At 70.9% G+C, this 14,306-nt stretch carries 12 protein-coding genes; 2 read left to right on the forward strand and 10 right to left on the reverse strand.

Going from position 1 to position 14,306, the window contains the following annotated elements:
• Positions 1 to 44: 44 nt before the first annotated feature.
• Positions 45 to 779, reverse strand: coding sequence for a bifunctional demethylmenaquinone methyltransferase/2-methoxy-6-polyprenyl-1,4-benzoquinol methylase UbiE (gene ubiE / locus ACN9MP_RS14820; protein WP_426321391.1), 735 nt, complete (start codon positions 777 to 779; stop codon positions 45 to 47).
• Positions 780 to 789: 10 nt separating this feature from the next.
• On the reverse strand, positions 790 to 1,449 hold the full coding sequence (locus tag ACN9MP_RS14825) for a DUF402 domain-containing protein (protein WP_426321393.1): 660 nt from the start codon (positions 1,447 to 1,449) through the stop codon (positions 790 to 792).
• Between the two features lie 22 nt (positions 1,450 to 1,471).
• Here ACN9MP_RS14825 and ACN9MP_RS14830 point away from each other — a divergent pair, with 22 nt between their 5' ends.
• Positions 1,472 to 2,749 (forward strand): isochorismate synthase, encoded by a 1,278-nt coding sequence (locus ACN9MP_RS14830; RefSeq protein WP_426321395.1) that lies wholly within the window; start codon positions 1,472 to 1,474, stop codon positions 2,747 to 2,749.
• 97 nt (positions 2,750 to 2,846) lie between these two features.
• Positions 2,847 to 3,044 carry a hypothetical protein gene (locus ACN9MP_RS14835; protein ID WP_426321397.1) on the forward strand — a complete coding sequence of 66 codons (198 nt, stop codon included), beginning with the start codon at positions 2,847 to 2,849 and terminating at the stop codon, positions 3,042 to 3,044.
• Here the strand turns inward: ACN9MP_RS14835 and ACN9MP_RS14840 are convergent.
• From ACN9MP_RS14840 to menD, 8 genes are all read right to left on the reverse strand, one after another.
• Complete coding sequence (locus ACN9MP_RS14840) at positions 3,034 to 4,695, reverse strand: DUF885 domain-containing protein (RefSeq protein ID WP_426321399.1); 1,662 nt, start codon at positions 4,693 to 4,695, stop codon at positions 3,034 to 3,036. The genes ACN9MP_RS14835 and ACN9MP_RS14840 overlap by 11 nt on opposite strands.
• 84 nt (positions 4,696 to 4,779) lie before the next feature.
• Positions 4,780 to 7,017: an alpha-xylosidase gene (yicI, locus tag ACN9MP_RS14845; protein ID WP_426321400.1), complete on the reverse strand. Its 2,238-nt coding sequence runs from the start codon at positions 7,015 to 7,017 to the stop codon at positions 4,780 to 4,782.
• Complete coding sequence (locus ACN9MP_RS14850) at positions 7,017 to 7,901, reverse strand: carbohydrate ABC transporter permease (RefSeq protein ID WP_426321402.1); 885 nt, start codon at positions 7,899 to 7,901, stop codon at positions 7,017 to 7,019. The genes yicI and ACN9MP_RS14850 overlap by 1 nt, the downstream gene beginning before the upstream one ends.
• Entirely contained in the window at positions 7,901 to 8,872 is a 972-nt protein-coding gene (locus ACN9MP_RS14855) for a carbohydrate ABC transporter permease (RefSeq protein WP_426321404.1), read from the reverse strand. Before ACN9MP_RS14855 ends, ACN9MP_RS14850 begins: the two co-directional genes overlap by 1 nt.
• 56 nt (positions 8,873 to 8,928) lie before the next feature.
• Positions 8,929 to 10,227: an ABC transporter substrate-binding protein gene (locus tag ACN9MP_RS14860; RefSeq protein WP_426321406.1), complete on the reverse strand. Its 1,299-nt coding sequence runs from the start codon at positions 10,225 to 10,227 to the stop codon at positions 8,929 to 8,931.
• Between the two features lie 110 nt (positions 10,228 to 10,337).
• The gene (locus ACN9MP_RS14865) at positions 10,338 to 11,360 is read right to left on the reverse strand and encodes a LacI family DNA-binding transcriptional regulator (protein WP_426321408.1); all 1,023 of its coding nucleotides are present in this window, start codon (positions 11,358 to 11,360) and stop codon (positions 10,338 to 10,340) included.
• Positions 11,361 to 11,546: 186 nt separating this feature from the next.
• Positions 11,547 to 12,410, reverse strand: a complete 864-nt coding sequence (locus ACN9MP_RS14870; RefSeq protein WP_426321410.1) for a polyphosphate kinase 2 family protein — start codon at positions 12,408 to 12,410, stop codon at positions 11,547 to 11,549.
• Between the two features lie 66 nt (positions 12,411 to 12,476).
• On the reverse strand, positions 12,477 to 14,306 hold the full coding sequence (gene menD, locus ACN9MP_RS14875) for a 2-succinyl-5-enolpyruvyl-6-hydroxy-3-cyclohexene-1-carboxylic-acid synthase (protein ID WP_426321412.1): 1,830 nt from the start codon (positions 14,304 to 14,306) through the stop codon (positions 12,477 to 12,479).

A 14,306-nucleotide genomic window follows, 5' to 3' on the forward strand; every position in this document is an offset into this window, starting at 1 on the left:
TTGGTCTCGGACGCGGGCCGCCCGGGCGCGGGACGCGGCCTACGTCAGGCGCGCGGCTTGGTGGCCCGGTGCAGGGCGACGATGCCCATCGAGAGGTTCCGGTGGGCGACGTTCGCCCAGCCGGCCTCCCGGATCCACGCCGACAGCGTGCGCTGATCGGGCCACTCGCGGATCGACTCGTTGAGGTAGTCGTACGCCTCGGCGTTCGAGCTGACGCCCTTGGCGACGACCGGCAGCACGCGGTCGTTGTAGAACCGGTACAGCCCGTTGAACGCCTTCGACGGCGGGTGCGAGAACTCGCAGATCACGAGCCGGCCGCCGGGCCTGGTCACCCGCAGCAGTTCGCGGAGGGCCTTCTTCGGCTCGTTCACGTTGCGCAATCCGAACGACATCGTGACGGCGTCGAATTCGGCGTCGCCGAACGGCAGATCGGTGGCGTCGGCCTGCACGAACGACAGATTGCGGATGCCGCCGTGCCGGCGCCTCCCTTCGGCGATCATGCCGGGCGAGAAGTCGGCGGCGACCACCTCGGCGCCGCGGCCGGCGAGCGAGACGCTCGAGGCCCCGGTGCCGGCGGCGAGATCCAGGATGCGCTGCCCCGCCCGCGGCGCGACCGCGCGGGTCGTCGCGGCACGCCAGAGCCGGTCGTTGCCCATGCTCAGCACGGTGTTCGTGCGGTCGTAGCCGGCCGCGACCTGGTCGAACATGCCGCTGACTCGCGACGGGTCCTTGCGCAGGTCGGCGCGGTTCGGCTCGTGATCGGAGGGGTGGGATGCCACGGTTCCGAGTCTAGGCGGCGCTCCCGGGTGCGCCGAGGCCGGGGTCGGCCGGGCGCGCGACGTGGGAGAAGCCGGCGAGGCGCTGCAGCCAGCGGTGCGCCGTGGCGTCGTCGAACGGCTCCTCGCCGGCGCGGACGCGGCCTTCGAGGTCGACCGCGACGGCCTCGAGCCGCTCGACGACGTCGAGCGGGTAGCCGTAGGCGACGCGGTGCTCGTCCCACTCGTCGCGATCCTCGATGTAGACATCGCCCGGCTGGCGCAGAACCCCCTCACGGTCGACGTACGGCGCATCGGTCTCCCGCCGGACCACATCGAGGTCCATGTCGATGCCCGTCGGCTCGGGACCCTCCCACCGGACATCCCACGCGATGTCGATATATACGCGGGTGCGCTGCGGGGCGGCATTGTGCGTGAAGGCGTAATCGCCGGTGGGCGGGAGCAGCGTGACGTTGGGCTGCTGCACCCGGACGTCCCTCCCGGGACGGGTGCTGCGCCAGCCGGCGTGCTGGCCGAACCAGTCGCCCCAGCGGTCGCTGCCGAGGTAGATGCACTCGTGGAGCCAGTGCGGAGATCCGTCCCACTTGCGCCAGCGGAACCACACGGCCGTGCCGGGCTCTGGGCGCCTCATGGCGCCGGCCGGAGAGCGGTGTGCAGCGGCGTCGTCGGTCACCTCGCGAGTCTAGGCTGGAGGGGTGACATCTTCGCACCGCCCGCCTCAGCTGGTGGTCGAGACCCGCGAGATCGAGCACGTCGACGATCTGCTCGCGTACGCCTCCCCCGACGTGCCGCTCGCGTGGCTGCGGCGAGGCGACGGCATCGTGGGCATCGGACGTGTCGGCGGCTTCGACCGCGGCGGCGCGACCGGTGCCGGCACCGCCGGTGGGCCGGCGGCCGCCGACGCCTGGCGGCAGCTCGCGGCGACGGCGGAGGTGGTCGACCCGGTGCGGCTCCCGGGCACGGGCCTGGTCGCATTCGGCACGCTGGTCTTCGACGAGCGGTCGGCCGGCACGAGCCGCCTCGTCATCCCCCGGGCCGTCGTCGGGCGGCACCGCGGGCGGTCCTGGGTCACCCGCATCCGGCCGGTGGCCGCGGAGCCCGCCGACGCGCCGGTCCGGCCGGCCGCGTACGGGCCGTACTGGTCGGCGACCCTCGGCCCCGGCACGCTCGACCCCGCGGGCTACCAGGCGGCCGTCCGGCAGGCCGTCGACGCGATCCTCGCCGGTGAACTGGAGAAGGTGGTGCTGGCGCGCGATCTGGTAGGCACCATCCCGGCCGGCGCCGACCTGCGCCGGCTCGCGCGCGCACTCGCCGACGACTATCCCGACACCTGGACCTTCGCCGTCGACGGACTGATCGGCGCGAGCCCCGAGACCCTGGTCACCGCATCCCGTGGGGTCGTGACCGCGCGCGTGCTCGCCGGCACGATCCCGCGCGGAACCGACGCGCACGGCGATGCCGGAGCATCCGCCGCCCTCGCCCACAGCGCGAAAGACCTCGACGAGCACCGCTACGCAGTGCAGAGCGTGCTCGCGACACTGGGCCCGCACGTGCACCACCTGCGCGCGGACCCGGAGCCGTTCACGCTCAAGCTGCCCAACCTCTGGCATCTGGCGACCGACGTCGCCGGCGACCTCGCCGATCACGCGTCGGCGCTCGATCTCGTCGCGGCCCTCCACCCGACGGCGGCCGTCGCGGGAACCCCGAGGGATGCCGCACTCGACCTGATCCGCCGGCTCGAGCCCTTCGACCGCGGCCGCTATGCGGGTCCCGTCGGCTGGATCGACGGCGAGGGCAACGGCGAGTGGGCTATCGCCCTGCGCTGCGCGCAGATCGGCCCCGCCGTGGCCGATCTCGACACCATTCCCGTGGTGGCGCACGCCGGCGCGGGGATCGTGGCCCAGAGCAACCCCGAGGCGGAACTGCTCGAGACCCGCGTCAAGTTCCGCCCGATCGTGGACGCCCTCGCGTGAGCGCGCCCGCGCCGCTCCCCCGGTCGGGCAGCGCTCTCCCCACGAATCTCCGGCTGGTGGACGGCGACGGCTCACGACCGCAGGAGTTCTGGCGCTCGTGATCGACGACGGCGTGATCGCCGCGGTGGCGTCGGCGGAGTCCGTCCGTCGCGAGGGGACGATCGACCTCGGCGGCGCGTTCGTCATGCCCGGCGATCCGACGGCGGGGGTCGGCGCGCTGCGGGGCCTGGACTTCGTGATGCGCGACGGCGTCGTCGTCCGCGACGATCGCGGACGGACTGCCGCTAGGTCGTAGCCAGCAGCTCGCGCAGCGGATCGAGCCCCATGGGCCCGAGCGCCAGGGCGTCGCGGTGGAAGTCCCGCAGCGAGAAGCGGTCGCCCAGCGCCGCCTGCTGCGACACCCGTGCCTGAGCCCAGAGCCGGGCGCCCACTTTGAACGCGAGCGCCTGCGCGGGCCAGCCGAGATAGCGGTCGACCTCGAATCCGGCGAGCGCCGGCTCGACGAGGGCGAGGTCGATGAGCAGGCGGCGCGCCACCTCCGGCGTCCATTTCCCTTCGGCTACGAGAGGATTGGGCGGGATCGGCCGGCCGGTGTGCAGCCCGATGTCGGCCACGATGCGCACCGACCGCCAGATCTGGCCGAGCAGCAGCCCCAGCCGCTCGGCCGGGTCGCGGATCAGTCCGAGCTCGTCCGACAGCTGCTCGGCGTAGTGGGCCCAGCCCTCGGCGTAGCCGTGGATGTGGCACAGGTGCCGCTGCCACGGGTGGAGGCCGGGATAGGAGGCCGTCAGCACGAACTGCAGGTGATGGCCGGGCACCCCCTCGTGGTGGATGCTCGTCACCTCCTGCCAGGTCGCCGCCACGGGCACGCCGCTCGGGATGGTCCAGACCACCCGTCCCGGCGTCGAGCCGTCCGGAGCGCCGGGCGTGTAGTAGACCACGCCTGACGCCGCCTCGGACACGAGGCATTCGACGTCGCGGACGCCCCGCGGCAGCACGAACGCCAGCTCGACGGCGTCGATCGTCTCGGCGACCCGCTGGGTCAGCCAGGCCTGGATGGCGGCCACGCCGTCGAGGCGGTAGCGCGGGTCGGCGTCCAGGGCGGATGCCGCCTGCCGCACCGGATCGTCTCCGGTGCCGCCGAGCTGCCGGGCCAGCTCGCGGGCTTCGGCGACCAGGCGCTCGAGCTCCGACCAGCCGTAGAGGTAGGTCTCGTCGACGTCGATGCGGGCGCCCAGCATGCCGGCGGCGAGGTCGGGGTACAGTGCCGCGCCGACGCCGTCCACCGCCGGAGCCACGGGCCTGAGCTCGTCGCGGAGGAGCGCGACGAGCTCGCCGAGCGCGACCGCCGTCTCGTCGGCGGCGGCCCGCACCCGGTCGGCGGCCCGGGAGTCGGTGCCCGCGGCGACCGGGAGGGAGCCGAACCAGTCGCGGTCGATCCACGTCTGCACCTGGTCCGCGAGCGTGTCCAGCTGTCGCACGGGCGCAACGCCCGAGCCCGTGAAGCGAGCCGCGTGGTCGCGCGACCACCGCAGCGCGCCGACGTACTGCCGCACCGCCTGCGGGGCGGCCTCGAGCCGGCGCAGCAGCGCCTCGCCCGCGGCATCCGGCGTCACGGTGAGTCCCTCGAGCGCGTACCGCACGAGGTGCACCGGCGTGGCGAGGCCGGCCACCAGGCGCGGCACGAATCCCGAGTCGAAGAGCAGCCGTTCGCGCTCGAGCCGCTCGCGCAGGGCGACGCGCAGCACCTCGTCGCCGGCCGCCACCGTGTCGAGAGCGCTCAGGGTCTCGTGCTGCAGTTCGTGCTTGCGCTGGAGCCACTCGGCACTGAGATCCGGGAGCGGAGGGCCCTCGATGCCGATCGCCGCGGCGGCGTCGGGCTCGTGCGCCGCGAGCTCTCTCACGTAGATGTCGGCGATGGCACGGACCGGGTCGGTGTGGCTCACCGGATCAGGCTACGCGGTGCATACGCCGGGCTCTTCGCGCCCCGGGATCGAGGCGGCCGCGGGGCGCGGCATCCGCCACCGTCGTCACTCGGTCACCTCCGAGAGGTCCACGGTGAACGACTCGCTGCGCCCGTCGGGGTTCGTGACGGTGACGGATGCCTCGCCCTCACCGCCCGGGAAGACGCGGAGCTGCAATCCCTCGAGATAGTCGTAGTCCGGACGATCCGTTCGCGCCCCCCACGGGATGACCGCGCCACCGCGCACATAGAGCGGCAGCGAGGTGAAGCCGTGGTTCTCCGTGCGCCAGCAGCCGCCGCGCACGACCTCGCCGGTGAGGAGCGACGTCCACGTGCCGCGGGGAAGGTAGAACTCGACGTCGCCCGACTCCGTGAAGACGGGCGCCACGAGGATGTCGCGACCGAGCATGTACTGCCGGTCGAGGTATCCCACCGCCGGGTCGTCGCAGAACTCGAGCTGCATCGGCCGCAGCACCGGCACGCCGGTGGAAGCGGCATCGACGCCCGCCTGGAACAGGTAGGGCATCAGCTGCATCTTCAGGTGCGTGAAGACCCGTGTCACCTCGACCGCCTCGTCGTCGAACGCCCACGGCACCCGGTACGAGTTCGAACCGTGGAAGCGCGAGTGCGACCCCAGCAGGCCGAAGGCCGTCCAGCGCTTGTAGACCGCGGCGTCCGGGGTGCCCTCGAATCCGCCGATGTCATGGCTCCAGTGCGCGAAACCGCTCAGCGCGAGCGACAGGCCACCGCGGAGCGTCTCGGCCATCGACGCGAACGTGGACGTCGAGTCGCCGCCCCAGTGCACGGCCATGGACTGCCCGCCCGCGGTCGCGGAGCGCGCGAAGACGACGGCGTCGCCCTCACCCCGCGCCTCGACGAGCACATCGTGAACCGCCTGGTTGTAGAGCTGGGTGTACAGGTTGTGCATGCGCGACGGGTCGGAGCCGTCGAAGTACTCGACCTCCAGCGGGATGCGCTCGCCGAAGTCGGTCTTGAAGCAGTCGACGCCCTGATCGAGGAGCGCCCGCAGCTTCGCCTGGAACCATGCGGTCGCGTCGGGGTTCGTGAAGTCCACGAGCGCCATGCCGGCCTGCCAGAGGTCCCATTGCCACACGGAGCCGTCCGGGCGCTTCACGAGGAAACCGGATGCCGCGGCCTCGGCGAACAGCGGCGAGCGCTGGCCGATGTAGGGGTTGATCCAGACGCAGACCCTGAGATCCTTCTCGTGCAGACGGGCGAGCATGCCGTCGGGGTCGGGGAACGTCCGCGGATCCCACTCGAAGTCGCACCAGTTGAACTCGCGCATCCAGAAGCAGTCGAAGTGGAAGACCGACACCGGGAGTTCCCGCGCGGCCATCTCGTCGATGAACGACGTCACGGTCGCCTCGTCGTAGTCGGTCGTGAACGACGTCGACAGCCACAGTCCGTACGACCACGCGGGCACGATCGGCGGGCGGCCGGTGAGCGCGGTGTACCGGCTCAGCACGTCCTTCGGGGCCGGCCCGGCGATGACGAAGTACTCGAGCTCCTCCCCCGCGACCGAGAACTGCACGCGTTCGACGGCTTCCGAGCCGATCTCGTACGAGACGTGGCCCGGGTCGTTGACCAGCACGCCGTAGCCGCGGTTGGAGAGGTGGAACGGCACGTTCTTGTAGGCCTGCTCGCTCGACGTGCCGCCGTCGGCATTCCAGATCTCCACGGTCTGGCCGTTCTTGACGACCGGCCCGAAGCGCTCGCCGAGGCCGTAGATCAGCTCGCCGACCCCGAGATCAAGCTGCTCGTGAAGGTACGTGTGCGACGTCGGCGCACCCAGGCCGCTGCGGGCGTTGCCCGCGACGCCGTGCGCCACGTCGGCGCCCTCCGCGAGCTGCACGTAACCCTGGGCCTTGTGGCCCGACCCCGTCACCCGCGTCCCGTCGACCTCGAACGAGAGCGACCACGGCGCGCCCCGCGCGATGCGCGCCGTGAGCCGGCCCGACGTGAGCGCTCCCCCCTCGTCGCCGACGACGGCGACCGCATCCGCGTACCCGCCGGCACCGGGCAGCTCGAAGCCTCCATGCCACCCGCGCCCGGTGTGATGCGACACGCGCACCCGGACGACGCCCTCGAGCGGCGAGGAGAGCGTGACCGTCAGCACCGGACGGTTGAGGGTGTCGCCGCGGCGGTCGATCACCTGGGTGGGGGCCGTGATGACGATGCCCTCGCCGTCGGCGGCGGCATCCGTCTTCCAGATGTCGTAGGCCTCCTGCGCGTAGACCGCGGTGACTCCGGGCCTGAGCTGCCAGAACCCGTCGGTGAACTTCATTACTTGACTGCTCCTGCCGTGATGCCCCGCGTGAGGGTGCGCTGGAAGATGAGGAAGAAGATGATCGTCGGGACGATGCTGATGAGCGCCGCGCCGGCCGTCGTGGTGACGTCCATGAGGCGATCGCCGGTCAGCACGCTGATCGCGACGGGGACCGTCTGGTTGGCGTTGGACGGCAGGAACGTCAGCGGGATCAGGAACTCGTTCCACGTCCAGATGAAGAAGAAGATGAGCAGCACCGCGAGCGTCGGGCGGCTGATCGGGAAGACGACGCGCCACAGGATCTGCCACCGGGACGCCCCGTCGAGCGAAGCCGCCTCGAGCACCTCCTTGGGGAACGTGCCGTAGACCGATGCCAGGAGGTAGGTGCCGAACGCGGCCTGCACCACGGTGAACACGATGATGACCGACCACACGCTGTCGTACAGTCCCACCGACTTGAACATGTAGTACAGCGGGTACAGCAGCGCTTCCTGCGGGAGCAGGTTCGCGAGGAGGAACAGCAGCACGATCCAGGTGCGACCGCGGACTCGCCCGATGCCGATGGCGAACGCATTGAGCACCGAGATGAGCACCGCCATCACGGCGACGGCGCCGGAGATGAAGATCGAGTTCCACACCTTCTGCGGGAAGTTCACCCGTTCCCAGAAGGCCTGGATGCCGGAGAGGTCGATGGCCTGCGGCAGGGCGAACGGGCCCGACGTCGCATAGTCCACCGGCGATTTGAAGGCGTTGACGAGGATCAGATAGAAGGGCACGATCACGACGGCCGCGCCGAGGATGACGGCGACGAGGAACACCCAGTCCAGGGGACGCTTCTTCGTCATGCCGCCACGGGTGCGGCGCTGCTTGCCTGCAGTGACGATCGCGGTGGTGGCGGCCATCAGAGTCCCGCCCTTTCCTTGCGCTCCAGCGAGCTCTGCACGCGGATGAAGATGATCGAGACGATCACGACGAGGATCGTGAGGACGGTGGCGATCGTCGCGCCGTAGCCGATGTTCCGCTTCGTGAAGAACTCGCTGTAGGCGTAGTAGGCGGGCACGAGGGTCGCGCCGGCGGGACCACCCTGCGTGATGACGTATACCGGACCGAACACCTTGAGCGCGGCGATCGTGCACGTCAGCGTCACGACGAAGACCTCGGGCCGGATGATGCTGAGGGTGATCGCGCCGAAACGCTGGAACCAGTTGGCGCCGTCGAGCTCGGCCGCCTCGTACAGCTCCGGGTCGACACGCTGCAGCGCTGCCATGAAGACCACGATCGGATAGCCGAGCTGCACCCACACGAGCACCGCCATGAGGACGAGGAGGGCCGACGGCATCTGCCCGAGCCAGTCGACGGCCGGGATGCCGAACACGCTCAGCGCCTGGTTCATGGCACCGGTGGCACCGGGGCGGAAGAGCCACCCGATCACGATGCCGGCGACGGCGATGGGGAGGATCTGAGGGAGATAGTACGTCGCCCGGAGGAAGCTGCCGACCTTGCCGCCGAACTTGCGGCCGACCACGTCGAACAGGAGCGCGGCGACGATGAGGCCGATCGTCGTCGGGACGACGACCATCGCCACCACCATCCAGATGGAGTTCGTGAAGGACGTCCAGAAGTCTTCGTCGACGAAGATCTTCAGCCAGTTCTCGAGGCCGATGAACTCCGGGGTGCGGACGCCCCGCCACTTGGTGAAGGTCAGATAGATGTTGAAGAGCAGCGGGACGATGACGATGACCAGCAGCAGGACGAACCCGGGCAGCAGGTAGATCCAGTAGCCGGCGGTGCCGCCCCTGCGCTGCGGGATCGAGGGCTCTTCGGGCGGGAGCTTGGGGCGCGCGACGGTTTCGGCGCGGGTGATGACGGCCATGATGCGACTCCTCCGGAGCGGTGGGCGGCGAAGATCCGCCGCCCACCACGGTCGGGTCAGCGGAAGTCCGCTGTTCCTTCTTCGTACTCGGCGCCGAGGTTGGCGTTCGTGGTCGCGGCGTCCTGCGCGCCGGTGACCAGGCCCTGCAGCTCACGGACGATGACGTCGTAGAAGCCGGCCGCGGGCCAGTCGGGGTAGAACGAGAGCCCGTCGTCATCGAGGATCCCGTTGAAGGTCGCGATCAGCTCTGCGCTCTTCTCGTCGGTGATGTCGGCGGGGTCCGCGGCGACGGGCACGCCGCCGTTGTTGCCGATGATCGCCTGGATCTCGGGGCGCATCGTGATGTCGATGAACTCGTACGCGAGCTCCTTGTTGGCGGCGTTCTCAGGGACCACCCACAGGTTTCCCGAGGAGCCCAGGGAGAGCGTCGCCTCCGGGAAGGCCCGGAGGGTCCAGTCGAAGCCGGCCTCCTCGACGAAGCGGCCGTACCACCACGAGCCCGAGACGAAGATCGGCGCGGTGCCGTTGATGAACGAGACCCCGGCGTCCTCTGCCTTGACGGACGAGACGTCGCTCGCGATGTAGCCGTTCTCGACATACTCCTGGAGCGTGTCCGTCGCATACGTGAACTCGGGGCCCTGCCAGTCGACGGGGTTCTCGTAGAGCTGGTAGTCGTTCACGAACTGGCGGTCGGCCCGGCTCAGCGCCAGCTGGTACCAGAGCTGACCCAGAGGGTACTCGGCGCCGGCCTCGGCGAGCGGCGTGATGCCCTTCGCGACGAACGCGTCGAGCACCGCCACGAATTCGTCGTACGTCGTCGGGATCTGCAGACCCGCCGCCGCGAAGGCATCGGTGTTGTAGTACACGCCGACGAATTCGCCGTAGTTCGGGATGCCGTACCAGGCGTCGCCGCCCATGACGCCGTCTTCGGAGTACTTCGCGGTCGTCTGCAGCGACGGGGCGAGCTTGTCGGCCCAGCCGTATTCGTCGACCGCGTCGGAAATGTCGGTGATGAGGCCGGTCGAGGCGAGGAAGCCCGCCGTCGCATTGCCCTTGTTGAACTCCATGAGGTCGGGAGCGGCGTCCGAGTCGAGCACCTGGCTGGCGGTCTTCTGGATCTGCTCGAACGACTTCTGCTCGAACTCGACCGTCGCGCCGGTCTCGTCCTCGAAGACCTCGATCGCTTCGTTCCAGGCCTTCGCCATCGCACTGTCTTCGCCCTCGTAGTGCCAGAGGCGCAGCGTGTTCGAGTCAGCGGAGTCACCCGAGCCGCCGGCGCAGCCGGCGAGGGCGAGGGCCGCGGCCGACAGGGCGCCGACGACCGCGAGGGTCCTACTTGGGGTGTTGCGTGCCATCGTCGGCACTCCTTTCTCGGTCCCGTGCAGGGATGTAGGGGTTCGATATGAAGTTGTCGAAGCGCTTCGACACACGGCGGCCGAAACGGCGGGTGAACGGGATGGGGGCGTCAGTCCCGACGCGCCGGCGGAGGGGCCACTGACCCCCGGTCGCGGTAGGACGGGGGAAGGAGGTGGAGTCCCGGCTCCACGCCCTCGGGCGTGAGGCTGCGCACCGCCAGTTCGACGGCGAGGTCGCAGGACGGCTGCGGCTCCAGCGGGATGACATCGATGGGGTGAGCGAGAGTCGCCGTGTCGAACGAGGCCGCCACGGACACGACCGACACATCGCGGGGGATCGACAGGCCGCGCGCATCGAGTTCGGCGAGCGCGACCGCATGGACGTCGTCCGCGGCATGCACGAGAAGGGCGGTCGCGCCGCCGTCGAGCATCTCGCCGACGGCCGCCCTCGTCGCCTCGACGCTGGTGAGCCGGTCGCCCGACGTCCGGAACACGTGATCGACGCCGCGCTCGCCGGCCCGCCGCTCGAATGCGCCTCGCACCCGCGGAGGGAAGTTCGACTTCTCGTAGGCCACCTTCGACTGGCCGATGAGTCCGATGGAGCGGTGCCCGGCATCCACCACGCGGTCGACTGCCAGCACGGCAGCCGCGTCGAAGTCCAGATCCACGCAGACCAGGCCCTCGTTATCGTCCGGGACGCCGATGAACACGGTGGGCGTGCGGATGGAGCGCGCGAGTGAGACGCGCTCATCGTCAGGGGCGACGTCCAACACGAGGATCGCGTCGACCAGTCCCGTCGATGCGACACGCGCCATGCCGGCCGAGGCCTCCTCCTCGGTGAGGAGCAGGATGTCGTACTCGCTCCGGCGAGCGGCCACGGCTGTTGCGAGGACGAAGGCCATGTGCGTGGGCGCATGGGAGTCGCTCCGGAGCGGCTCGGTGAGGGCGAAGATCTGCGTCCTGCTGCCCGCGAGCATGCGTGCGCCGGCGTTCGGGCTATAGCCGAGTTCGGCTACCGCTCGCTCGATGCGCTGCCGCGTGGCGGGCGAGACCGACCGCTTGCCGCTCAGGGCGTAGGACACCGTGCTGATCGACACGCCGGCGGCTTCGGCCACCTCGTTGATCTTCACCATGTCGCTCCTCCTTCGCGCCGGCGCCCGTGCCTGCCGCGAGGACTCCTCATCCTTCGAGGAGTCGAAGCGCTTCGCGAAGCGCTTCGAAAGCGATGATAGACAGACCTCCGGCCGACGCGCAAGCTTTTTCGTGGATACGGCAACATATCGCGGCCCCGGCCGCGCCGGGGCCGTGCGCCGCGCCGGTCAGGTCGCCGCGAGCCGCCGCTTCTCGGCCTCGATGTCGAACGTGGCGGCGGGCCACTGCGGGTCGATCTCTTCGAGCGCCTCGAGCAGCAGGTTCTGGACGGCCAGCCGCGCGTACCACTTGTGGTCGGCCGGCACGACGTGCCAGGGCGCGTGGTCGGTCGAGGTGCGCTCGAAGACGGTCTGGTACGCGGCCATGTACAACGGCCACAGCGCGCGCTCGTCGACGTCGGTCGGGTTGTACTTCCAGTGCTTGTCGGGGCGTTCGAGCCGCCGCATGAGCCGCCTCTTCTGCTCGTCCGGCGAGATGTGGAGCATCACCTTGACCACCCTCGTGCCCGAATCGGTCAGCTGCCGCTCGAAGTCGTTGATCGCCGCATAGCGCCGCTCGATCTCGTTCTCGGGGGCGAGCCGCCGCACCCGGCCGATCAGCACGTCCTCGTAGTGGGAGCGGTCGAAGACGCCGATCATCCCCGAGGCGGGGAGCCGCCGCTTGACGCGCCACAGGAAGTCGTGCTCGAGCTCCTCGTCGGTGGGCTTCTTGAACGCCGACAGCATGACACCCTGAGGATCCACCGAGCCGACCACGTGGCGGATGATGCCGCCCTTCCCCGCCGAGTCCATCGCCTGCAGCACCAGGAGCACCGCGGCGTTGGTGGCATCCACCCGGCTGCGCGCGTAGAGCCGCTCCTGATACTCGCTGAGCTCGGTGGCGCCGGACTTCAGATCGTCGGCGGCGTGCCCCTTGTTCTTCTTGTATCCGGGGGTGGAACCGGTGTCGATGTCGGCGAGGACGAAGCCCTCTTCGACCCGGAGGAGCTCGGCGACATCGCCGCTCCAGTGCTTCTGGCTCGAGGCGATCATGCAGACATCATGGCGTGACGGGTCACCCGCGGACCAGGCTCGACATGCGGACCGGCTGAGGAACGGTCAACGGCCGAGCGGAACCTCGATGAGCTGCGGGCCGCCGACCGGTGAGGTCAGCGCCTGGTCGAGCGCGGACCGCGTCGTCACGCGGCGGTACTCCCAGCCGTACGCCGACGCCAGCTGCTCGAGCTGCACGGCCTGCGGGGTGTAGAGCACGCGGTCCATGATGTCGGCGCCCGCGACCGCCGCCACCTCGAGTCCGTCGAAGATGGTGCCGCCGCCGTCGTTGCCGACGATGAGCTGGATGCGGGGCCTCGCCTCCTGCGGCGGAAGCAGCAGCGCTCCGGCGTCGTGCAGCAGCGCGAGGTCGCCGAGGATCACGCGGGTCACCCCCGCATTGCCCGTGGCCTGGCTCGCGAGCGCGATGCCGGTCGCGGTCGCCACGGTGCCGTCGATCCCCGCGAGCCCCCGGTTCGCATGCACGGGCACCTTCTTGCCCGGGAGCACCTGGTCGGCCACGCGCACGAGCCGCGACGAGCCGAAGACGAGCCGGTCGTGCGGCCAGGTCGCGCGCCACACCGCGTCGACCAGGGCCGCCCGGTCGACCGGCGCCCGGATCACGCCGAGCTCCGCCGCGATCGCCCCGAGCCGCTCCCCCGGCACGGCGGACGAGAGCCCGTCGGCATCGGGAGCGGGCGGGGTGAGATCGACGGATGCTGCGCGCGACGCCTGCAGCCACTCCCCGAGCCACGCCCGGTCGGGGTCGCCGGTGGCCACGGCGATGCGGTCGGCGGCCAGCGTCGCGCCGTTGAGGTTGAGCGGCTCGCCCGGGCCCCGCACCGCCACGATCTCGACGTCGGGATCCGACAGCAGCGCGGCGGCCTCGCGGCTGAGGGTCGGATGCCCGAACACCACCACGCGCTCGATGCGGCCGCCCAGCCGGGGGTCGCGCAGCAGCTCGCGATAGCCGTGCACCAGGTGGCGGCCGTAGCGCGCGCCGCTCACGATCTCCGCGATGAGGGGCCACGCGCCGACATGCGCGAGCTCCTCCGCGTCGGCGCCCGCATCGGCGCCGGCGAGCACGACGGTGAGCGGTCCGCGCTCGAGGACGAGCGGGGCATCCTCGGGCTCGGCCGGAACGTCGGACTCACCGATCCCGCCGCCGCCCTGGTAGAGCGCTCCGGACGCCTCGTCCTCGTTCGCGGGTTCGGCCGGCGGCCCGTCGGGGTCTTCGTCGGCGGCCGTCTGCAGCTCGGCGGCGGGCACGCCCATCCACGACGGCAGCGCCGCCGACAGCGGCTCGCGATACGGCAGATTGAGGTGCACCGGTCCCGGCGATCGCGTGCCGGCGCCGAGCGCCGCCGCAACGGCCTCTTCGGCGAGCAGACGCAGCATCGCGCTCTGCTCGTGGGTGCCGTCGGGGTCGATGTGCTCGGGAACCGGCACGTCGGCCTCGAAGCGCACCGTCGGCGCGAACATCCCCGGCTGACGCGTGGTCTGGTTGGCGCCGACCCCCCGCAGCTCCGGCGGCCGATCGGCCGTGAGGAGCAGCAGCGGCACGCCGGCGTGATGGGCCTCGAGGGCGGCCGGCAGCAGGTTCGCCACAGCGGTTCCCGACGTGCAGACCACGGCCGCCGGCATCCGTGTCTCCCGTCCGATGCCGAGCGCCGTGAAGCCGGCGACGCGCTCGTCGATGCGCACGTGCAGGCCGATCGCGCCGCGCCGCTCGAGCTCGGCGGCGACGAGCGCGAGCGCCTGCGAGCGAGAGCCGGGGCTCAGGACGACGTGCCGCACCCCCAGCTCGACGAGCCGGCACAGCAGCGCGGCGGCAGCATCGGTCGCGGGCGCGGCGGCGAGATCGTCCGCGCCTTCGGCGCGATCCGCGGTGGTCAC

It is taken from the genome of Microbacterium sp. E-13 (assembly GCF_049912955.1).
Lineage (GTDB): Bacteria > Actinomycetota > Actinomycetes > Actinomycetales > Microbacteriaceae > Microbacterium.

What these genes read in the sequence shown, in the direction of transcription:
- yicI (WP_426321400.1), bottom strand. Translation starts at nt 7,017, where the DNA reads ATGAAGTTCACCGACGGGTTCTGGCAGCTCAGGCCCGGAGTCACCGCG.
- ACN9MP_RS14865 (WP_426321408.1), bottom strand. Translation starts at nt 11,360, where the DNA reads ATGGTGAAGATCAACGAGGTGGCCGAAGCCGCCGGCGTGTCGATCAGC.
- ACN9MP_RS14850 (WP_426321402.1), bottom strand. Translation starts at nt 7,901, where the DNA reads ATGGCCGCCACCACCGCGATCGTCACTGCAGGCAAGCAGCGCCGCACC.
- ACN9MP_RS14870 (WP_426321410.1), bottom strand. Translation starts at nt 12,410, where the DNA reads ATGATCGCCTCGAGCCAGAAGCACTGGAGCGGCGATGTCGCCGAGCTC.
- ACN9MP_RS14855 (WP_426321404.1), bottom strand. Translation starts at nt 8,872, where the DNA reads ATGGCCGTCATCACCCGCGCCGAAACCGTCGCGCGCCCCAAGCTCCCG.
- ACN9MP_RS14860 (WP_426321406.1), bottom strand. Translation starts at nt 10,227, where the DNA reads ATGGCACGCAACACCCCAAGTAGGACCCTCGCGGTCGTCGGCGCCCTG.